The sequence below is a fragment of the Pseudenemella bisphenolivorans genome, from assembly GCF_051133435.1.
Classification (GTDB): Bacteria; Actinomycetota; Actinomycetes; order Propionibacteriales; family Propionibacteriaceae; genus JAAYAO01.
In genome coordinates this window covers 670838-692613 of sequence record NZ_JBPGNY010000001.1, presented here as the reverse complement: position 1 = coordinate 692613, position 21776 = coordinate 670838, and the positions used below count along the sequence as shown (strand labels likewise).

Here is a 21776-nt window from a genome sequence, read left to right as displayed (position 1 = left end):
GTGATTGTGCTCGAAACCCTAGCGCCCGTGGAAGCCACGGGGCTGTTCTCGCTGGCCTGGCTGGTGATCGCCATCCCGGCCATCTCGGCCGCCTTCCTGCTGGTCGCCGGCAAGATCGCCGACTCGTGGGGCCACCTGCTCGGCACCCTGGCATCGCTGGCCTCGGCGGTGCTCGCGGTACTGCTCTTCGTCCAGATGTTCGGCATGGCGGAATCGCAGCGTGCGATCTCGGTGCCGGTCTGGGAATGGATCAACACCGGGGCGTGGACGGCGCAGTTCGCGCTGCTGATCGACCCGCTGTCGATTCTGTTCATGATGCTGATCACCGTCGTCGGCTCGCTGATCCACATCTACTCGATCGGCTACATGGCCCACGACGAGCGTCGGCGCCGGTTCTTCGCCTTCCTGAACCTGTTCATCGCCGCGATGCTGATCCTGGTGATGGCCGACAACTACCTGCTGCTCTTCCTCGGCTGGGAGGGCGTGGGGCTGGCCTCGTACCTGCTGATCGGCTTCTGGCAGCACCGTCCCTCGGCGGCCGCCGCGGCCAACAAGGCCTTCATCATGAACCGCGTCGGTGACGTCGGCATGGTGATCGCCCTCGGGCTGATGTTCGCCACCTTCGGATCGACCGCCTTCAGCACCGTCAACGACGGCGCCGGCCAGCTCGGGGCGACCACCGCCACCGTGCTCGGCCTGTTGCTGCTGCTCGGTGCCTGCGCGAAGTCGGCCCAGGTGCCGCTGCAGGCCTGGCTGCTGGACGCGATGGAGGGCCCGACCCCGGTGTCGGCGCTGATCCACGCCGCGACGATGGTCACCGCCGGTGTCTACCTGGTGGTGCGCTCGCACGCGATCTTCGCCCAGACCCCGGCCGCGTCCACCGTCGTGGTGATCATCGGCACGGTGACCCTGCTGGTCGGTGCCTGGATCGGTACCTCCAAGGACGACATCAAGAAGGTGCTGGCCGGCTCGACCATGTCGCAGATCGGTTACATGATGCTCGCCGCCGGAATCGGCCCGATCGGGTACGCCTACGCGATCTTCCACCTGATCACCCACGGCTTCTTCAAAGCCAACATGTTCCTCGGCGCCGGTTCGGTGATGCACGGGATGAACGACGACGTCAACATGCGCAACTACGGCGCCCTGGCGAAACTGATGCCGCTGACCTTCGGCACCTTCGCGATGGGCTTCCTGGCGATCATCGGCTTCCCGTTCTTCTCGGGTTACTACTCCAAGGACCACATCATCGTGGCCGCCTTCGAGCACAACATGATCGTCGGCATCGCCGCGATCGTGGGCGCCGGTGTCACCGCCTTCTACATGACCCGCCTGATGCTGATGACCTTCTTCGGCAAGAAGCGCTGGGACGAGGGCGTGGAACCGCACGAATCGCCGCTGGTGATGACCCTGCCCCTGATTCTGCTGGCGATCCCGTCGATCGGACTCGGCCTGGTGATGAACAACTGGATCGGTGGCTGGCTCGCCCCGGCAGTCGGAGGCCACGCTCCCGAGAGCCCCTACCCGGTGTTCGAGACCAACACCGTCGCGCTGATCACCCTGGCGGTGGTCGCGGTCGGCATCGTGATCGCGGTGCTGATGTTCCGCAACCCGACGAAGGAACTGCCCGCCACCCGCAACCCGCTGTCGCTGGCCGGACGCAATGACCTGTACGGCGATGCGATCAACAACGGTGCCGTGGTCGGACCCTTCCTGGGCCTGACCCGGGTGGTCACCTGGCTCGACGATGTCGCACTCGGCAAGGGCGCCGACGGCACCGGCACGCTGGTGTCGGCGATGGGCAGCCGGTTGCGCCGACTGCAGACCGGTTACATCCGTTCGTACGGCTTGATGATGGTGGCTGGGGTCATCCTCGTCGCGGCCGTACTGTTCCTGGGCCAGTTGGCCTGAGGGGAGGAGAAGAAATGACGATCCCCTGGCTGACCATCCTGGGCGTGGTGCCCCTGATCGGTGCTCTGGCGCTGGTCTTCATCAAGGGCAATGCCGCACGCCTGGTCGGACTCGCCTTCGCGGTGATCACCGCCGCGATCGCGATCGCCCTGCTGGTGCAGTTCCAGTTCGACGGCGGCATGCAGTTCACCGAGCAGGTGGCCTGGATCCCGGCGATCGGCGCCTGGTACTCGCTGGGCCTGGACGGCCTCGGCTTGACCCTGGTGCTGCTCACCGCCCTGCTCGTGCCCTTCGTGATGATCGCGGGCTGGGACGACGCCGAAGTGACCGGCCGCGGCAGCACCGCGTCCTACTTCGCGCTGGTGCTGATGCTGCAGGGCCTGTCGATGTTCGTGTTCACCGCCACCGACGTGCTGCTGTTCTACCTCTTCTTCGAGGCCACCCTGATCCCGATGTACTTCCTGATCGGACGCATGGGGCTGGGTGGACGGCGCGGCCGGGCAGCGGTCAAGTTCCTGCTGTTCTCGCTCGCCGGCGGTCTGATCATGCTGGCCGCGGTGATCGGCCTCTACGCGGTCTCGGCCGCGGCCGGTAACCCGACCTACCTGCTGGAGGAGCTCGCCGCGCTGAACATCGACGGCGAGATCGGCCGCTGGCTGTTCGTCGGCTTCTTCATCGCCTTCGCGGTGAAGGCGCCGATGGTGCCGGTGCACTCCTGGCTGCCCGACGCCGCCGAGGAGGGCCACGCCGGCTCGTCGGCACTGCTGGTCGGTGTGCTCGACAAGATCGGCACCTTCGGCATGATCCGGTTCTGCCTGGGTCTGTTCCCCGAGGCGAGCACCTGGGCCACCCCGGTGGTGCTGGTGCTGGCGCTGATCTCGATCCTGTGGGGTGCCATCGCCGCCCTGGGTCAGCGCAACCTGATGCGCCTGATCGCGTTCACCTCGGTCAGCCACTTCGGGTTCATCGTGCTGGGCATCTGGGCCTTCACCACCACCTCGATGAGCGGTTCGATCTTCTACATGCTGAACCACGGGTTCTCGACCGCGGTGATGTTCCTGGTCGCCGGCTACCTGGTTCGCCGCCGGGGCACCGCCGAGATCGCCGCCTTCGGTGGCGTGCAGACCGTCGCACCGGTACTGGCCGGGGTCTTCCTGGTCGGCGGCCTGTCGACGATCTCGCTGCCGGGCATGTCGAGCTTCGTGTCCGAGTTCATGGTGCTGGCCGGTACCTTCAGCCGGTTCCCGGTCTACGGCGCGATCGCCGCCCTGGGCCTGGTGCTGGCGGCGGCCTACATCCTGGTGATGTACAAGCGCACCATGACCGGCCCGGTGCCCGAACCCGTCCGGGCCAGGGTGACCGATCTGACGGCGCGGGAACGGTTCGCGGTGGCCCCGCTGATCGTGTTGATCCTGGCTTTGGGCTTCTTCCCCAAGCCCATGCTGGACGTGATCAACCCGGCCTCGCAGGACACCTTGCAGGCGGTCGGGGTCGTCGACCCTGAACCGCAGATCGTGGAGGGAAGCAACTGATGTCGGTCAATATGGACGCACTGGCCCTGCCACTGCTGCTCCCGATCATCCTGATCTTCGCTGTCGCCAGCGTGCAGGTGCTGATCGAGGCACTGGTGCCGCGGCACCTGCGCCACGCCATCCAGCTCGGCACCACCTACGCGGCCCTGGCCGCCGCCCTGGTGCTCACCGTGCTGGACTGGCGCTCCGGGCCGCACCCGATCGCCGGAATGAACATGATCAGCGTCGACGGGCCCACGCACTTCGCCTGGGTGATGTTGCTGATCTTCGCCGCGCTGGCCCTGCTGACCTTCGCCGAGCGCCGGCTCTACGGCGGCGTGAGCGTGTTCGCCCCGCAGGCCGCCGCCGTGCCCGGCACGGTGCAGGAACGCGAAGCCCACGAGGCCCGCGTCGAGCACACCGAGGTCTACCCGCTGGCCCTGTTCGCACTGTCGGGCATGATGCTGTTCGTCTCGGCGAACAACCTGTTGCTGCTGTTCGTGGCCCTCGAGGTCATGTCCCTGCCGCTGTACCTGCTGTCGGGTCTGGCCCGCCGTCGCCGCCTGCTGTCGCAGGAAGCCGCGCTGAAGTACTTCATGCTCGGTGCCCTGTCGTCGGCCTTCTTCCTGATGGGTGTGGCACTGCTGTTCGGTGTGTCCGGGTCGTTCAACCTGGGACGGATCAACTACGCGATCGCCGGCGTGCGACCGCCGGAACTGAGTCAGGACGAGGCCCAGGCGTGGCTGGAGCAGATCGCCGGGGTGAGCCCGGTACTGATGTACGTCGGCCTGGCCCTGCTCGCAGTGGGCATGCTGTTCAAGCTCGGCGCGGTGCCTTTCCACCAGTGGACCCCCGATGTCTACACCGGTGCACCGACCCCGGTCACCGGCTTCATGGCGGTGCTGACCAAGCTCGCCGCCGTGGTGGCGATGATGCGGGTCTTCTACGTCGCCCTCGGTGCGGCCCGATGGGACTGGCAACTGCTGCTCTCGGTGATCGCGATCCTGACCATGGCCATCGGTGCCGTCCTCGCGATCGTGCAGACCGATGTGAAGCGGATGCTGGCCTACTCGGCGATCAACCACGCCGGCTACCTGCTGGTGGCCCTGGTGGCCGCCTCCCAGGCCGCCACCGGTGTCGGCGAGGGACAGCTCACCAGCGTCTCGTCGGTGCTGTTCTACATGCTGACCTACGGCTTCGCCACGCTGGCCGCCTTCGCGGCGATCACCCTGGTGCGTGACCCCAGCGGGGAGGTCACCGACATCAACGGCTGGTCGGGTCTGAGCCGCAAATCGCCGCTGCTGGCGGCGGCGATGGCGCTGATGATGCTCAGCTTCGCCGGTATCCCGCTGACCGCGGGCTTCATGGGCAAGTGGATGGTGTTCGCCTCCGGCGTGCGCGGCGGCTTCGCCTGGCTCGTGGTGATCGGTGTGCTGATGTCGCTGGTGGCGGCCTTCTTCTACCTGCGACTGATCGTGGTGATGTACTTCCGCAAGCCCGTCGAGGGCCCCGAGGTGGTCACCCCCGGTGTGGGCACCATGATCGTGCTGCTGGTCGGCGTGGTGGCCACCGTCCTGCTCGGGGTGTTCCCGGGCCCGGCGATGGAATTGGCGCAGCAGGCGGCGGAGTTCCTGGGCTGACGTGACCGTACCCGAATCCGTCACCGAGGTGGACCCGGCCTTCGAGGGCCGGGTCCGCGACCTCCTCGACACCATCGAGAACCGACTGCTGCAGACCGCGCAGGCCGACACCGACCTGGTCACCGGCGCGGCCCAGCACATCATCGCCGCCGGCGGCAAACGGTTCCGGCCGATGCTGGTGGTGCTGTCGGCACTGCTGGGCACCCCACGCAGCGACGACGACCTGGCCCGGGCCGCCCTGGTGATGGAACTGACCCACGTGGCCAGCCTCTACCACGACGATGTGATGGACGAGGCGTCGATCCGTCGCGGCGCCGACTCGGCGAACGCCCGCTGGGACAACACCGTGGCGATCCTGGTCGGCGACTTCCTGTTCGCCAGGGCCTCCGATCAGGTCGCCGAACTGGGCCCCGACTTCGTCCGGGTGCAGGCGCGTACCTTCGCCCGCCTGGTGCAGGGCCAGATCGCCGAAACCGTCGGCCCGCGTCCGGGTGAGGATCCGTTGGCGCACTACCTGCAGGTGGTCGCCGACAAGACCGGTTCGCTGATCGCGGCCTCCACGGTCTTCGGTGGCATGGTTGCCGGACTGTCGCCGGACGAGATCGAGGCGCTGTCCGCTTATGGTGAAGAACTCGGGGTGGTCTTCCAACTCTCCGACGACATCATCGACATCACCTCCGACGAGACCGGCAAGACCCCGGGCACCGACCTGCGCGAAGGGGTGGCGACCCTGCCCACCCTGCTGCTGGCCGGCTCCGATGATCCCGCCGATGCCGAACTGTCGGCGATGATCTCCGGCGACCTGAGCAGCGACGAGGCTCTGGCCGAAACTCTCGCCCGGCTGCGCAGCCACCGGGTGATCGCCGAGACCCGCGCCGAGGTGGCCCGCCGGGCCGAGGTGGCGCGCTCGCATCTGAGCGTCCTACCGGCAGGGACGGCGCGCGACGCCCTCTCGCAGTTGTGTGACACGGTGGTCACCCGCAGCGTCTGATGCAGGAGGCGAGATGACCGACTTCGACCCGATCGCCCAAATCGTCGAGATCACCAATCTGGTTCCACGGATGGCGCAAGCCGCCGACTTCGGCACCATCGAGGACTACCGGGCCCTGATGACCGAGGACTTCGTCTGGGACTACACCGGCGGCGGAGCCCTGGGCGCACCGCAGGTGATCACCGGCCGGCAGGCGATGCTGGACGGGGCCCACGAGCGCCGCGAGGCCGGCATCCAGGGCCCGGGCACCCACACCCGGCACGTGGTCTCGACGATCTCGGTCGACCCCGACCCGCAGCGTCCCCGGGCCACCTCGTACTGGCACTTCTACCGCGACACCGACGCCGATGCCGCCCTGACCTCGATGGGCCGCTACCACGACGAATTCACCCGCGCCGAGGACGGCCGCTGGGTCTTCGCCTCCCGCCGCATCATCATCGACTGAGGACAATTCTCCGGCAACGACGTAAAGTAGTAACCACGTCGCGAAGGAGGTTGATATGTCACGAACCGAAGGTGAGCGTTTCGCCTGCGAGAAGTGCGGCTCGGAGCTGGAGTACACCAAGGCCTGCCCCTGCGGCACCGAGGACGGTGGACGCCACGAGGAAATCTGCTGCGGCCAGCAGATGAAGAAGGTCCAGCAGAAGGTCAATCAGTAACCATTGGTAACCACTGGTCGGGGTCGGTTCGGCAAAACCGGCACCCGGTGCGGCAAGATCAGTTCATGGCAGACACGATGCGTGCGTATCAGATCACCGCATGGGGTGAGCCGGCCGAGTACCGCGAGGTGCCGGTGCCCGAACCCGGCCCCGGCCAAGTGCTGGTCAAGGTGGCCGGCGTCGGGCTGTGCCACTCCGACGAGTTTTTTCTGAACGCCCAACCGGGGATGTTCCCCTACGACCTGCCGTTCACCCTGGGACATGAGATCGCCGGCTGGGTGGCCAAATACGGCCCCGGAACCCCGCACGATGTGCCCCTGATCGGCAGTGCGGTCATCGTCTACGCCTCCTCGCCATGTGGCGAGTGCGTGTCCTGCCGCTCGGGAGCCGAGAACATCTGCCTCAAGACCCGTTCGGGCCGCGGCTACGGCCGCGACGGTGGCCTGGCCGACTATGTGCTGGTCGACAACCTCGCCCACATCGTCCCCCTGGACGACCTCGACCCGGTGGCCACCGCACCACTGTGCGATGCCGGCACCACCTCCTTCCATGCGGTACGCCGCGCCCTGCCCAAACTGCTGCCCGACGGGGCCGCGGTGGTGATCGGAGCCGGCGGCCTGGGCGGATACGCGGTGCAGTGGCTGCGGTTGCTGTCCGATGCCCGGATCATCGCCGTCGACACCGCCCAGCACCGGCTCGACCACGCCCGCGAACTCGGTGCCCATGAACTCCTGTTGTCCGACGAGGACGTGAACAATCGACTGGCCGAAATGGTCGGTGGCCGCGGGGCCGATATCGTCCTCGACTTCGTCGGTATCGACCAGACCCTGGCCACCGGCCTGTCGGTCGCGGCACGCAGCAGCAGCTTCGGCATCATCGGTGCCGGACGGGGTCAGGTGTCGGTGTCCTGGGGACAGTTGCCCTTCGAATGCGACCTGTGGTGCACCCAGGGCTCAACCGTGGCCGACCTGTTCGCGGTGGTCGAGCTGGCCAAGACCGGGGACGTGGTGATGGACGTGGACCGGTTCGGTTTCGACGACATTCCGAACGCCTACCGGGCGCTGGCCGAGGGTTCGGTGCGCTCGCGCGCGGTGGTCGAAGTAGGAACCTGAACCCGGCTCGTTGCTCGCTGCGGCTAGACTTGCTGCCCGATCAGTGTTGTCGAGACCGAGGCGGAGCATCCCGCATGAGCGGAATTGCCGGAGAGATCGCGTACAACCGGATGGCGGACCCTGCCGCCGTCGTGGCCATGACGGAGTATTTGGCTCCCCGTGGCCCGGACGGACAGGGGGTGTGGTCGCATGATGCGATCGCCTTGGGCCACCGAAGACTCGCGGTCATCGACCTCAGCGACGCCGCAGCCCAACCGATGCACCACCTCGATCACGGGCTGTCGATCGTGCTCGACGGGGCGATCTTCAACCACCACGAACTGCGCGAGGAACTCGCCGGACGGGGCCACCGGTTCAGCACCGGCTCCGACATCGAGGTGCTCTCGCGCGGCTACCTGGAGTGGGGCGACGCGGTCTTCGAGCGGGCGCAGGGCATCTTCGCCTGCGCGATCGCCGAACGGGAAACCGGTGCCCTCACCCTGGTGCGTGACCGGGTCGGCATCAAGCCGCTGTACTGGGCCGAGGTGGACGGGGCGTTGCGCTTCGCGTCCTCACTGCCGGCGCTGGTGCGGGCCGGTGGGGTCGACACCTCGATCGACACCGAAGCCCTGCACAGCTACATGAGCTTCCATGCGGTGGTGCCCTCACCGCGCACCATCCTGGCCGGGGTGCGCCGGATCAGCCCGGCGACCATCCTGCGGATCGAGGCCGACGGCAAGCGCACCGAGCGCAGCTACTGGGAGCCGTCCTTCGCCCGCGACGAACAGCACACCGACTGGTCGGAGGCCGACTGGCAGGACGCGGTGCTGGAATCGCTGCGCACCGCGGTGCAGCGCAACCTGGTGGCCGATGTGCCGGTGGGCTGCCTGCTGTCGGGTGGGCTGGATTCGAGCCTGATCGTCGGCCTGCTGGCCGAGGCCGGACACAGCAACCTGAAGACCTTCAGCATCGGCTTCGAGGCCGCCGGCGGGGAGGAGGGCGACGAGTTCAAGTACAGCGACATCGTCGCCGAGCACTTCGGCACCGATCACCGCCAGATCCGGGTCGACTCGGCCCGGATGCTGCCCGCCCTCACCAATGCGATCGGGGCGATGAGCGAGCCGATGGTCAGCCACGACGCAATCGCGTTCTACCTGCTCAGCCAGGAGGTGTCGCAGCACGTCAAGGTCGTCCAGTCGGGGCAGGGTGCCGACGAGATGTTCGCCGGCTACCACTGGTACCCGCCGTTGGCCGAGGTGGCCGACGACGACGTCGACGGTGCTCTGGCCACCTACCGCAAGGCCTTCTTCGACCGCAGCCACGATGAACTGGCCGGGCTGCTGGCGCCCGAGTGGATGGCCGGCCGGGATGTCTCCGGTGAGTTCGTCCGGGAACACTTCGCCGCCGCCGGTGCCGACACCGCCACCGACCGGGCGCTGCGCCTGGACACCACCGTGATGGCCGTGGACGACCCGGTGAAGCGGGTCGACAACATGACGATGGCCTGGGGCTTGGAGGGCCGGATGCCGTTCCTGGATCACGACCTGGTGCAACTGGCCGCAAGCTGCCCGCCGGGGCTGAAGACCGCCCACGAGGGCAAGGGTGTGCTCAAGGAGGCCGCCCGCAAGGTGATTCCGGCCGCGGTGATCGACCGTCCGAAGGGTTACTTCCCGGTGCCGGCCCTGAAGCACCTGGAGGGGGAGTACCTCGACATGGTGGCCGACGCCCTGCACAGCGGGGCCGCCCGCGATCGTGGCTTGTTCCGCGATGACGCGGTCGAGCGGCTGCTGGCCGCGCCCAACGAGCAGTTGACCGTGCTGCGGGGCAACCAACTGTGGCAGATCGGCCTGTTGGAACTGTGGCTGCAACAGCATGTCGACGGCGTAGGAGGAGTCGGTCGATGACCATCGAGTTCAGCACCCGCAACGTTGTCCAGGATCTGGGCTGGGGGCGGGTGGTGTACGGCAGCACGTTCGCCGGCGCCGACGACCTCGGTGCCCTGTTGCGCGACGAGGCGACCGGACGGCGCGACTGCTGCGTCTACCTGGCCGACCCGCACGTGTTCGTGGCCCTGCACCCGATGGATTTCTTCATCGACCCCAGCCACGTCTACCGGCTCGACCTGACCGACTACCGGCCCGAGCTGCCCACCGGTGGTGCGATCGAGATCCGGCCCGCCCGCGACCGGTCGGAGCTGTCGCAGATGAACAGCATCTACCGAGCCTGCCGGATGGTCACCGCCGATCTCGACGTGATGGAGACCAACCTGGCCGAGGATCAGGTGATCTACCTGGTGGCGGTCGACACCCAGTCCGGCCAGATCATCGGCACGGTCACCGGTATCGACCACCGCGCCCTCGGTGGGGCGGCCGATTCCGGTTCCAGCCTGTGGAGCCTGGCCACCGACCCGAACAGTCCCTACCCGGGGGTCGGCCGGTGGCTGATCGACGCGCTGGCCACCGAGTTGATCGCCCGGGAGGCCGCCTTCATCGACCTGTCGGTGGTGCACAACAACCATCCGGCGATCCGGCTGTACGAACAGGTCGGCTTCGTGAAGGTCGCGGAGTTGGTCGTGAAACGCAAGAACGCGATCAACGAACCGCTGTTCACGATCGGTCCGCCGGCCGAGTTGGACGACCTGAACCCCTACGCGCGGATCATCGCCGACGAGGCGCTGCGCCGCAATATCCGGGTACGGGTGCTGGATGCCTCGACCGGCTACCTCGAGTTGGAGCATGCCGGACGCACGGTGATCACCCGCGAGTCGTTGTCGCAGTACACCACTGCGGTGGCGATGAGCCGCTGCGACGACAAGCGGGTGACCAGGACCCTGGTGGCCGAAGCGGGTCTGCGGGTACCGCAGGGCAAGATGGCCGAGTTCGATGACAGCGACCACAAGTTCCTCGACCGGGTCGGCGCGGTGGTGGTCAAGCCGGTGCGCGGTGAGCAGGGGGCGGGGATCACCGTCCACATCACCGAGCACGACGAGTTGGACGCGGCCCTGGCCCGGGCCGGCGGGCCCGGTACCGAGATCCTGATCGAGGAGCATGCCGAGGGCGAAGACTTGCGGCTGATCGTGATCGACGGTGAGGTGGTGGCCGCCGCGGTGCGTCGTCCGGCCGAGGTGGTGGCCACCGGCACCAAGACGGTGCGCCAACTGATCGAGAAGCAGAGCGCCCGACGGGCCGCGGCCACCGGTGGGGAATCGCGGATTCCGCTGGACGATCTGACCGAGGCGACGGTGCGTGAGGAGGGCTGGTCGCTCGACGACGTGCCCCCGGCCGGCACCCGGATTCAGGTGCGGCGTACCGCGAACCTGCACACCGGCGGCACGATCCACGACGTCACCGATTCGGTGTCACAGACCCTCAAGGACGCGGCGGTGACCGCGGCGGCCACGATCGGTATTCCGGTGACCGGCATCGACCTGCTGGTGCCGGATGTGTCGGGCAACGAGTACGTCTTCATCGAGGCGAACGAACGCCCCGGGCTGGCCAACCACGAACCACAGCCGGTGGTGGAGGCCTTCCTCGACTACCTGATGCCGGCCACCCGCGCCCCGCACCGGGCCGGCTGAGACCCGGCCCGGACGCGAGGCCAGGCCGGCCTCTTACTGCGGACCCTCCGGCGGGGGCCAGGCCTCGCCGGGGTCGGTCTCGCCCGGTTCGGTGAAGACGCCGCGGGTCAGCGGCACCCACTGTTCGGTCTGGGCGGGCTGGTGTTCAGCCGGGAAATGCTCCAGGTCGCGCCGGTCGGCGGTGTCCCAGTCGGCGAAGGTCAGCGAGGTCTGCAGCCAGCGCGCCACCAACTCGTGGGTGGCGGTGAGGGAGGCGAACTCGGTGCGCTCCCAGCCGTGGCTGCCGTCCACCCCGAAGGCGACCAGGGCGGCACGGGTTTCGGCGCCGGCCTCGATGGCCGCAGCCACATCGGAGCGGTAGTAGCGGAAGACATCGCGGGCGTAGGCGATGTCGTGCTGCTGGGCCAGGTCACACAGCCGCCGGGTGAGGTGGTAGTCGAAGGGGCCGTGCAGGTCGGCCATCGGGATGGTCACCCCGTGTTCGATCGACTGTTGGCCGGGGGCGCAGACGCTGTTGTCGATCGAGATCATCTCGGCGACGTCGGAGGGCAGCCCGCTGGCCCCGTGGCCGACCTCCTCGGTGATGGTGACCATGATTGCGGTGCGGTGCGGCAGCTCGATACCGGCATCGACCACGGCCTTGGCCAGCGACAGCGCGATCGCGACGCCGGCCTTGCCGTCCAGGTGCCGGGAAACCACGAAGCCGGCCTCGGTGAGTTCGGGGCTGGCGACCAGGGCGACCGAGTCGCCGATCTGCAGGCCGAGGTCGACCAGATCCTGACGGGTGTGGGCGCGTTCGTCGACGCGCACCTCGACGTGGTCCCAATCGGTGGGCTGGGTGTCGACCTCGTCACCGAAGGCGTGCCCGCTGGCCTTCAGCGGCATGATGGTGCCGGTCAGGTGCTGTTCGGTGTTGTCGCGGAAGATCCGCACCCGTGCCCCGGCGGCGAATCGGGCCGAGAAGGTGCCGATCGGGATCACCGCCAACCGGCCGTTGTCCTTCAGCTCGCGCACCATGCACCCGATCGTGTCGGCGTGCACCACGATCGCCCGTTCGAGGGTCTCGGAGCGTCCGGGCAGTTCGGCGATCAGCGCGCCGCGGCGGGTCAGCCAGAACGGCAGTCCGAGCTCGCTCATCGTCTCGCCGATCAGGTGCATCACCGCGTCGGTTCGTCCCGACGGGCTGGGGGTTTGCAGCAGCTTCAACAAGATGTCGATCAGCCACTGTTCGTCCACATCAAGGCGGTTCTGGGAAGTCACGGCGCCTACGGTACAACCCATCGCCGGCCGAGCAACCACAGCAGCGAGCCGGCCACGATGATGAACAGGCCGGGCACCACGAACCCGCCCTGACCACCCCACCGGTCGATCGCCAGACCCGTCAGCGGGGCACCCAGAGCCAGGCCGGCGGTCATTGCGGTGGAATGCCAGCCCAGAGCCTCACCACGGGCACCCTCGGGTACCCGGTCGATCAGCAGCTCGATCGTCGAGGTGAGCGCCGGCTGGCCCATCAGGCCCGGCACGATCATCAGCAACCCGAGCAACACCACGTGGCTACCGGCCAGGGCGGGCAGCATGTTGGTCGCGGCCAGCACGATCAGCAACAAGAACGGGTTGAGTTGGTGCTGCAGGCCGCCGTACAACAAGCCGCCGACCAGCGATCCGACCGCCCAGCAGGCCATCACCAGACCGATCCAGGCGGCCTGGCCGGCGTCGTTGAGGGTGGCCACCGCGGCCAGGTCCACCGACGAGAACAGGATCGTGCTGGACGTGCCGGCCAGCAGTAACAAGACCACGGGCGTGCCGAACCACGATCTGGTCGGCAGCTTCTCCGGACGCTGCCCGGGAACCCTGGCCGCCCGCTGCAGGGGCAGGTTCACCCAGAACACCACCAGGGCGGTCAGGGCATTGCCGACGAACACCCCGGTCAGCACCCAGGTGGTGCTCCAATAGGTGGCCGCGGCCACCGCGATCGCGGGGGCGATACCCGCGCTGACCTCCAGGGTCATCGCGTCCACCGACAGGGCCGTCCGGCGCATCTCGTCGGGAGCCGCGGAGATCACGGCCTGACGCAGAATCGACTGCAGCGGAATGGTGAACAGCCCGGCCACGACCTGGGCGATCAGGAAGGGGCCGAAGTCGAGGTGCGGGGCGATCGCGGCATAGGCGGCCTGAATGAACACCGACGGCAGCACCACCCGGCGCAGCCCGTACCGGTCGAGCATTCGGCCACGCCACGGCCCGGCGACACCGATCGCGAGCATCAACGCCGCGGTCGCCAACCCGGCCTCGGCATAACCGCGGCCCATCGTCTGCACCACGTGCAGGGTCACCACCAGGCCGCTGGAGAAGTAGGGCATGCGGCCGAAGAACCCGACGATCACCGCAGTGCGGATGGTCGGGTGGGAGAGAACCTCACGGTACCGGCGCAGCACCCTCGCACCCTACGATGTTTGGATGGCGCTCAGTGTCTTCGACGTTTTCTCCATCGGCATCGGCCCGTCCAGTTCCCACACGGTGGGCCCGATGCGCGCTGCGGCGCGGTTCGTGGATGAGCTCGAGGACGAACTCGGTGGCGAACTGGACGCGGTCACCGGCCTCACCGTGCAGTTGTTCGGCAGTCTGGGTGCGACCGGACGCGGCCACGCCTGCGACACCGCGGTGCTGATGGGCCTGCTGGGGGAGCGTCCCGACACGGTCGACCCCGCCGCCCTGACCGATCGGTTGGCACGGATCCGCAGCGAGCGGCGGCTACCACTGGGTGGCAGGCACGAGATCGACTTCGACCCCGAGACCGATGTGGTGTTCGAACTGCGGCAGTTGCCGGCCCACCCCAATGCGATGACGCTGACCGCCAAGGGTTCCGATGGGGCTGAGCTCGCCTCGCGTACCTACTACTCGGTGGGTGGGGGACGGGTCGCCGATGAGTCCTCGGCGCGCGCCGACATGGTGCCCGACCCCACGGTGGTGCCGCATCCCTTCCACACCGGTGCGGATCTGATGGCAGCCTGCGCCGAATCCGGCCTGAGCATCGCCGAGTTGATGGCCGCCAACGAAGAAGTGCGGCGCAGTGCCGCCGAAACCCGGGAAGGTCTGCTGCGGATCCGGCAGGTGATGGCCGAATGCATCGAGCGCGGGATCGCCACCACCGGGGTGCTGCCCGGTGGCCTGGAAGTGCCCCGTCGTGCCCCCGAGATCGCCGCCCAGTTGGCGGCCGATACCGACGGCAGCGACCCGCTGCGTGGGATGGACTGGGTGGCGATGTGGGCGCTGGCGGTGAACGAGGAGAACGCCGCCGGCGGCCGGGTGGTGACCGCCCCCACCAACGGTGCGGCCGGGATCGTCCCGGCGGTGCTGACCTATTACGACCGCTTCGTGCCGGGTGCCGACGAGGACGGGATCGTGAAGTTCCTGCTGGTGGCCGGGGCGATCGGGATCATCGTGAAGGAAACCGCCTCGATTTCGGGGGCCGAGGTCGGCTGTCAGGGTGAGGTCGGCACGGCCTGTTCGATGGCCGCGGCCGGGCTGGCCGCCGTGCTGGGTGGGACCAATGCCCAGATCGAGAACGCGGCCGAGATCGGGATGGAGCACAACCTGGGGCTGACCTGTGACCCGATCGGCGGGTTGGTGCAGGTGCCGTGTATCGAGCGCAATGCGATCGCGGCGGTGAAGGCGATCGCGGCGGCACGCACCGCCCTGCGCGGCGACGGGGTGCATCTGGTGTCGCTGGACGATGTGGTGCGCACGATGCGTGACACCGGCCGCGACATGCAGGCCAAGTACAAGGAGACCGCCCTCGGTGGGCTCGCGGTGAACGTCACCGAGTGCTGAGCCGCACCGAGGGTCATCACCAGATGGTGACCCGGTCTTCGGGGGCCAGCCACAACTCGTCCGCCTCGGTGGTGCCGAAGGCCTCATGGAAGGCATCGAGGTTGCGCACCACCTGGTTGCAGCGAAACTCGTTGGGGGAGTGCGGGTCGGTGGCCAGCAGCAGCTTGACCCTTTCGGGCCGGTACTTGCCCCGCCAGGCCACCGCCCAGGCCCAGAAGAAGCGCTGATCGCCGGTCATGCCGTCGATCTCTGGCACCTCGGTGCCTTCGGTGGCGATCTTGTAGGCGGCATGGGCGATGCCGAGGCCACCCAGGTCACCGATGTTCTCGCCGATGGTGAGTTCGCCGTTGACCTTCTGACCGCCGGCGCCCTCGGGTGACAGGGCCGCGTACTGGTCGATCAGCACCTTGGTGCGATCCTCGAAGGCCTCCCGGTCGGCGTCGGTCCACCAGTCACGGAGCCGTCCCTCGCCGTCACAGGTGGAGCCCTGATCGTCGAAACCGTGCCCGATCTCGTGACCGATCACCGCCCCGATCGCCCCGTAATTCAGGGCGTCGTCGGCGTCGGGGTCGAAGAACGGGGGCTGGCAGATCGCGGCCGGGAAGACGATCTCGTTGCGCAGCGGGTGGTAATAGGCATTGACCGTTTGCGGGGTCATCAACCATTCATGGGCCTCGATCGGGTTGCCGATCCGCTTGGCCTGTCGGTCGAACTCGAAGGCCGCGGCGCGTTCGATATTGCCGATCAGGTCGTCGGCGGCGATCTCCAGGGTGGAGTAGTCGATCCACTCGTCGGGGTAGCCGATCTTCGGGGTGAAGGCCTCCAGCTTGGTGAGGGCTTCGGCACGGGTGGCCTCGGTCATCCACTCCAGCTCGGTGATCGAACGGCGGTAGGCCTCCAGCAGGTTGTCGACCAACTCCAGCATCCGGGTCTTGGCCTCCGGCCGGAAGTGCCGCTGCACGTAGATCTTGCCAACGGCCTCACCGACGGCGCCTTCCACCACGGTCACTCCGCGGCGCCAGCGTTCGCGCAGGGCGGGGGTACCCGACAAGGTGGTGCCGTAGAAGGCGAAGTTCTCGTCGACGAACGCCTTCGACAGGTAGGGGCTCCGGGCCCGGATCAGGTGCCAGCGCAGCCATGCCTGCCAGGCGGGGAGTTCGTCTGCCACCAGCAGGGCGGCGACCTCGGTGAAGTAGGACGGCTGGGCGTTCACGATCTGCCCGAAGGTGTCCGCATCGCCAAGACCGGCCAGCAGCCGCGGCCACTGCAGGCCGGGGGCGGATTCGGCCAGTTCGGTCAGGGTCATCGGGTTGTACATCTGGCGCAGGTCGCGGGTGCGCACCTTGTCCCAGTGGTGGGCAGCAATGCGAGTTTCCAGATCGAGCACCATGTCGGCCTGGGCCTCGGTATCGGGCACCCCCGCCAGGGCCAGGCTGCGGGCGATGTGGGCCCGATAGGCCTCGCGCAGTTCGGCCTGCTCGTCGCTGCGGTAGTACTCCTCGTCCGGCAGGCCCAGACCGCTCTGGCCCACCAACAGGCAGTACCGGGACGGCTCACCCGGGTCGGCGTCGATGTCCAGACCGATCAGGGAGGTGATGCCTCGGCGGGGCAGGCCGGCCAGGTGCTCGATCAGCGCATCGATGTCATCGATCGCCTCGATCGCGGCCAGGTCGTCGCGCAAGGGGGTGGCGCCGAGTTCCTCGAGCCGGTCCTCGTCCAGGTAGGAGGCGAAGAGATCGGCGATCCGGGCCTCATCGGTGCCGGGTTCGCCGCTGAGACCGGTGATGATGTCGCGCACCGCGTCCTCGGCGGCGTCGCGCAGATCGAGGAAAACCCCGATCCCGGGTTTGTCGTCCGGGATCGGGGTATCGGCCAGCCAACCGCCGTTGGCGGCCCGGAAGAGGTCGTCGACCGGGCGGACATTCGGGTCACGAAGATTCAGCTCAAGACTCACCCGAGTCAGCCTAGTCAGCCCGGCCAACAACCCCTCAGGCGACGTACCGCTCGTAGGCCGGCAGCGTCAGGAAGTCGGGGTACTCGTCGGCCAACGCGACCTCCTGGAACAGGGCCCGGGCGTCGTCGTACCGATCGCCGTCGAAGCGCTCCAGGGAGTCGAAGACCTCATCGAACACCTCGGCCAACCACTCGGTGGTGATCGGGTTGCCCTCGGCGGTGGTGGCCCGGGCGTTGCGCCACTGCCAGATCTGCGAGCGCGAGATCTCGGCGGTTGCGGCGTCCTCCATCAGGTCGTGGATCGCCACCGCACCATTACCGCGCAGCCACGCCTCGATGTAGCGGATACCCACATCGATGTTGGTGCGCACCCCGGCGTCGGTGATGGTCGAGTCGGGGATACCCAACTGCAGTAACCCACGATCGTCGGGTGTGACGTCGTCGCGGCGTCGGTCGATTTGATTCGGCCGCTCACCGAGCTGTGCGTCGAAGATCTCGCGGCACACCGGCACCAGGTCGGGGTGGGCGACCCAGGACCCGTCGAAACCGTCGTCGGCCTCGCGGGTCTTGTCGGCCCGCACCTTGGCCAGTGCGTTCTCGGTGACCTCGGGCTTGCGCCGGTTCGGAATGAACGCGGCCATGCCACCCATCGCGTGCACCCCGCGCCGGTGGCAGGCCCGGACGAGCTGCTCGGTGTAGGAACGCATGAACGGTGCCGTCATGGTGACCTGGGCGCGGTCGGGCAGGACGAACTCGGGGCCCCGGTCGCGGTAGTTCTTGATGATGCTGAACAGGTAGTCCCACCGTCCGGCATTCAGCCCGGCGCTGTGTTCACGCAGCTCGTACAGGATTTCCTCCATCTCGAAGGCCGCGGTGATCGTTTCGATCAACACGGTCGCGCGGATGGTGCCGCGGGCGATGCCGAGCAGCTCCTGGGCCAACACGAACAGGTCGTTCCATAGCCGCGCCTCGAGATGGCTCTGGATCTTCGGCAGGTAGAAGTACGGGCCGCGGCCACGCTGCAGCAGGGCGCGGGCGTTGTGGAAGAAGTACAGCCCGAAGTCGACCACACCGGCGATCATCGGTCGGGGGCCCACCCACAGGTGCTTCTCGTCGTAGTGCCAACCGCGGGGACGAACGATGATGGTCGGGGTGCGCTCGGCGGTGACCAGGTACTGCTTGCCCTCGGGGGAGGTGTACGAGATCTGGTCGCGGATGGCGTCGTGGAGGTTCAGTTGCCCCTCGATGACATTGCGCCAGTCCGGCTGGTTGGCGTCCTCGAGGTCGGCCAGCCAGGTCGAAGCGCCCGAGTTGAGTGCGTTGATGGTCATCTTGCGTTCGGTCGGGCCGGTGATTTCGACCCGGCGGTCGACCAGGCCGGGTGCCGCGCTGGCCCCCTGCCACGACTCGTCCTCACGGATGTGTCGGGTGTGCGGCAGGAAGGTGGGGTCCTCGCCCCGGCTGATTGCGGCCCGGCGTTCCTCACGGGCGGTGAGCAACTCGTCGCGGCGGCGGGAGGCCAGGTCGTTCAGGGCCACGATGAAGTCGAGGGCCTCGGGGGTCAGGATGCGGTCCTGGCCGGGCACGTTCTCGCTCGCCCGGATGATGATGCGTTCTCGGCCCGGGGCCCGGGCGGAGGTGGTCATGGACAGGTACGGACTGGTCATGGTTTATCCCTGTTCTCAATGGCTGTGTTCTCAGTGACTGTGTTTCTTTCAGTGGCCGTGTTCTCAGTGGAACTGGCCGGATTCGGTCGAGCCGACCATGGCGGTGGTCGAGCTGTTCGGGTTGACGATGGTGGCGACGGCGTCGAAGTAGCCGGTGCCGACCTCGCGCTGGTGCTTGGTGGCGGTGTAGCCGCGGGCCTCGGAGGCGAACTCCTCCTCCTGCAGTGCCACGTAGGCGCTCATTCCCTCGCGGGCGTAGCCGTGGGCCAGGTCGAACATCGAGTAGTTCAGGGCGTGGAAGCCGGCCAGGGTGATGAACTGGAAGCTGAAGCCCATCGCGCCCAGCTCGCGCTGGAACTTGGCGATCGTGGCGTCATCGAGGTGCTTCTTCCAGTTGAACGACGGTGAGCAGTTGTAGGCCAGCATCTGGTCGGGGTGCTCGCGCTTGACCGCTTCGGCGAACTGGCGAGCCACCTCGAGATCCGGGGTGCCGGTCTCCATCCAGATCAGATCGGCGTAGTTCGCGTAGGCGTTGGCCCGGGCGATGCAGGGCTCGATGCCGTTGCGAACCTCGTAGAAACCTTCGGAGGTGCGGCCACCGGTCAGGAACTCGCGGTCGCGCTCGTCCACGTCGGAGGTGATCAGGGTGGCGGCCTCGGCGTCGGTGCGGGCGATGATCACGCTGGGCACTCCCGACACGTCGGCGGCCAGGCGGGCGGCATTCAGGGTGCGTTCGTGCTGCTGGGTGGGGATCAGCACCTTGCCACCGAGGTGGCCGCACTTCTTCTCGGAGGCCAACTGGTCTTCCCAGTGCACCCCGGCCGCACCGGCGGCGATCATCGCGCGCATCAGCTCGTAGGCGTTCAGCGGGCCACCGAAGCCGGCCTCGGCGTCGGCGACGATCGGCACCAGCCAGTTGTCGACCGACGAGATGCCTTCGAGGTGTTCGATCTGATCGGCACGCATCAGCGCATTGTTGATGCGGCGCACCACCGCGGGCACCGAGTTGGCCGGGTAGAGGCTCTGGTCGGGGTAGGTCTGACCCGCGAGGTTCGCGTCGCCGGCGACCTGCCACCCCGACAGGTAGATGGCGCGCAGCCCGGCCTTGACCTGCTGCACGGCCATGTTGCCGGTCAGTGCCCCCAGGGCGTTGATGTAGTGGCCGTTGCCCTTGGTGATCTCGTCCCAGAGGATCTCGGCGCCGCGGCGGGCCAGGGTGAACTCCTCCTGCACCGAGCCGCGCAGCCGCATGACGTCCTCGCCGCGGTAATCGCGACGGACGTTCTTCCAGCGGGGGTTGGTCATCCAGTCGTATTCCATCGAATCGGCGGTGATGTCCTGCATGGTGCCTAACTCCTTCGTTGAAGCTTTTCCGTGGGCTTGGGTTTCATCATTGGGGCCGAAACAGGAGGTTTCACCCGAAAACTTCTGTGAAGTTCTTCTCTTTTTCACTACAGTGAAATCATGAACAGTTCGCCGTGGATCCTTCCGACGCCGGAGTCGGAACCCGAGGTCTTTCTCGACTCTTTCGGGCTGGGACGGCGGCTGCACGCGCTGCGCAAGAAGAAGGGTTTGACCCTGGCTCAGGTGGCCGAACGCGCCGAGGTGGCGCCGAGTCTGTTGTCGATGATCGAGAACGGTAAGCGCGAGGCGAAGGTCGGCGTGCTGCAACGATTGGCCCGGTTGTACGGCACGAGCGTGGACAACATCATCTCGGGGACGCCCGACCACCGCACCGAGCTGGAGGTGGAATTGGAGGCGGCGATGCATTCGCCGCTGGCACAGGCGGCGGGCCTACCGCCGATTCGGATCAGCCCGCGCACCTCGACCGAGGTGCTCGAGGCGATGGTCGCCCTGCACCGGGAACTGGCACGGCAGGCCGAGCTGCGGGCCGCCACCCCCGAGGAAGCCCGACGGGCCAACACCGAACTGCGTCGCGAGATGCGCGCCCGAAACAACCACTGGGCCGAGATCGAGGCCGAGGCGGCCAAGTTGCTGGCGAAGGTGGGGTACACCTCCGGGCCCCTGTTGGAGCGGATGATCCGCGAGATCACCACCCATCTGGGTTTCACCCTGGCGCACGTGAGTGACCTGCCGACCTCCACCCGGTCGGTCACCGATCTGCGTAACCGGCGGATCTATCTGACGCGGTCGTCGCGTCCCGACCACAGCCCGCGCAGTGTGTTGCTGCAGGCGCTGGGTGATCACGTGCTGGGGCACAGACGTCCGGCCACCTACAAGGAGTTCTTGCGGCAGCGGGTGGAGACGAACTACTTCGCCGCCGCGCTGATGATGCCCGAGGCGTCGGTGGTGCAGATGCTGACGGCGGCCAAGGCCGACAAGGACATCGCGATCGAGGATCTGCGTGATGCCTTCGGGGTGTCCTACGAGATCGCGGGGCACCGGTTCACCAATCTGGCCACCGAACACCTGGGGATTCAGTTGCACTTCTTCCGGGTGCACGAATCGGGCACGATTCACAAGGCCTACGAGAACGACGGGAACCCGTTCCCGGCTGATCACACCGGGGCGATCGAGGGTCAGGTGGCGTGCCGCAAGTGGACGGCCCGTCAGGTCTTCGAGCAGGTGGACGCGTTCAATGCCTATCACCAGTACACCGAGACCACCGCCGGTGTGTACTGGTGCACCGCCCACACCCAGGTGACCCCGTCGGGGCGGTTCTCGACCGGGGTGGGGGTGCCGTTCAATTCCGCGAAATGGTTCCGGGGCCGCGAAACCCGTAACCGGCACAGGTCGACCTGCCCGGCGCCGGACTGTTGTCGGGTGCCACCCAGCGAGTTGATGGACACCTGGGCCGGTCATGCCTGGCCGGCGACCAGGGCCCATTCACACCTGTTGGCGACCCTGCCGCCGGGGGCTTTTCCAGGGGTGGACGAGACCGAGGTGTACACCTTCCTGCAGGCTCACAGCGAGACGGACTGAGC

16 protein-coding genes are annotated in these 21776 nt (G+C 67.6%); 11 read left to right on the top strand and 5 right to left on the bottom strand.

Features of this window, described 5'->3' with window-relative positions:
• The 9 genes from nuoL (at position 1) to ngg (ending at position 11380) form a co-directional block, all read left to right on the top strand.
• Positions 1-1911 (top strand): NADH-quinone oxidoreductase subunit L, encoded by a 1911-nt coding sequence (gene nuoL, locus ACR4XW_RS03350; RefSeq protein WP_434759401.1) that lies wholly within the window; start codon positions 1-3, stop codon positions 1909-1911.
• Positions 1912-1925: 14 nt separating this feature from the next.
• On the top strand, positions 1926-3443 hold the full coding sequence (locus tag ACR4XW_RS03345) for an NADH-quinone oxidoreductase subunit M (protein WP_434759087.1): 1518 nt from the start codon (positions 1926-1928) through the stop codon (positions 3441-3443).
• Positions 3443-5062, top strand: coding sequence for an NADH-quinone oxidoreductase subunit NuoN (gene nuoN / locus ACR4XW_RS03340; RefSeq protein ID WP_434759086.1), 1620 nt, complete (start codon positions 3443-3445; stop codon positions 5060-5062). Before ACR4XW_RS03345 ends, nuoN begins: the two co-directional genes overlap by 1 nt.
• A 28-nt stretch (positions 5063-5090) precedes the next feature.
• Entirely contained in the window at positions 5091-6053 is a 963-nt protein-coding gene (locus tag ACR4XW_RS03335) for a polyprenyl synthetase family protein (RefSeq protein ID WP_434759400.1), read from the top strand.
• A 13-nt stretch (positions 6054-6066) separates the two neighbouring features.
• Positions 6067-6498 carry a nuclear transport factor 2 family protein gene (locus tag ACR4XW_RS03330; protein WP_434759085.1) on the top strand — a complete coding sequence of 144 codons (432 nt, stop codon included), beginning with the start codon at positions 6067-6069 and terminating at the stop codon, positions 6496-6498.
• A 55-nt stretch (positions 6499-6553) separates the two neighbouring features.
• Entirely contained in the window at positions 6554-6712 is a 159-nt protein-coding gene (locus ACR4XW_RS03325) for a hypothetical protein (RefSeq protein WP_434759084.1), read from the top strand.
• Between the two features lie 65 nt (positions 6713-6777).
• Positions 6778-7824: an alcohol dehydrogenase catalytic domain-containing protein gene (locus tag ACR4XW_RS03320; RefSeq protein WP_434759083.1), complete on the top strand. Its 1047-nt coding sequence runs from the start codon at positions 6778-6780 to the stop codon at positions 7822-7824.
• Between the two features lie 74 nt (positions 7825-7898).
• Positions 7899-9707, top strand: coding sequence for an N-acetylglutaminylglutamine amidotransferase (locus ACR4XW_RS03315; protein ID WP_434759082.1), 1809 nt, complete (start codon positions 7899-7901; stop codon positions 9705-9707).
• Positions 9704-11380, top strand: coding sequence for an N-acetylglutaminylglutamine synthetase (gene ngg / locus ACR4XW_RS03310; protein WP_434759081.1), 1677 nt, complete (start codon positions 9704-9706; stop codon positions 11378-11380). Before ACR4XW_RS03315 ends, ngg begins: the two co-directional genes overlap by 4 nt.
• Positions 11381-11413: 33 nt before the next feature.
• Here ngg and ACR4XW_RS03305 read toward each other — a convergent pair whose 3' ends face one another.
• Both ACR4XW_RS03305 and ACR4XW_RS03300 read right to left on the bottom strand, forming a co-directional pair.
• Positions 11414-12640 carry an osmoprotectant NAGGN system M42 family peptidase gene (locus ACR4XW_RS03305; protein ID WP_434759080.1) on the bottom strand — a complete coding sequence of 409 codons (1227 nt, stop codon included), beginning with the start codon at positions 12638-12640 and terminating at the stop codon, positions 11414-11416.
• A 5-nt stretch (positions 12641-12645) separates the two neighbouring features.
• A complete protein-coding gene (locus ACR4XW_RS03300; RefSeq protein WP_434759079.1) occupies positions 12646-13815 on the bottom strand; it encodes an MFS transporter in 1170 nt (389 codons plus the stop codon).
• Positions 13816-13837: 22 nt separating this feature from the next.
• Here ACR4XW_RS03300 and ACR4XW_RS03295 point away from each other — a divergent pair, with 22 nt between their 5' ends.
• Complete coding sequence (locus ACR4XW_RS03295; protein WP_434759078.1) at positions 13838-15211, top strand: L-serine ammonia-lyase; 1374 nt, start codon at positions 13838-13840, stop codon at positions 15209-15211.
• A gap of 16 nt (positions 15212-15227) precedes the next feature.
• On the opposite strand, the gene ACR4XW_RS03290 is transcribed toward ACR4XW_RS03295, so the two are convergent.
• The 3 genes from ACR4XW_RS03290 to aceA form a co-directional block, all read right to left on the bottom strand.
• Positions 15228-17165, bottom strand: a complete 1938-nt coding sequence (locus ACR4XW_RS03290) for a M13 family metallopeptidase (protein ID WP_434759077.1) — start codon at positions 17163-17165, stop codon at positions 15228-15230.
• Positions 17166-17199: 34 nt separating this feature from the next.
• Positions 17200-18831, bottom strand: coding sequence for a malate synthase A (aceB, locus tag ACR4XW_RS03285; protein WP_434759076.1), 1632 nt, complete (start codon positions 18829-18831; stop codon positions 17200-17202).
• Positions 18832-18894: 63 nt separating this feature from the next.
• Positions 18895-20175 (bottom strand): isocitrate lyase, encoded by a 1281-nt coding sequence (gene aceA / locus ACR4XW_RS03280; protein WP_434759075.1) that lies wholly within the window; start codon positions 20173-20175, stop codon positions 18895-18897.
• 120 nt (positions 20176-20295) lie between these two features.
• Between aceA and ACR4XW_RS03275 the strand changes: the two genes are divergently transcribed.
• Positions 20296-21774 (top strand): helix-turn-helix domain-containing protein, encoded by a 1479-nt coding sequence (locus tag ACR4XW_RS03275; protein ID WP_434759074.1) that lies wholly within the window; start codon positions 20296-20298, stop codon positions 21772-21774.
• Positions 21775-21776: the final 2 nt, after the last annotated feature.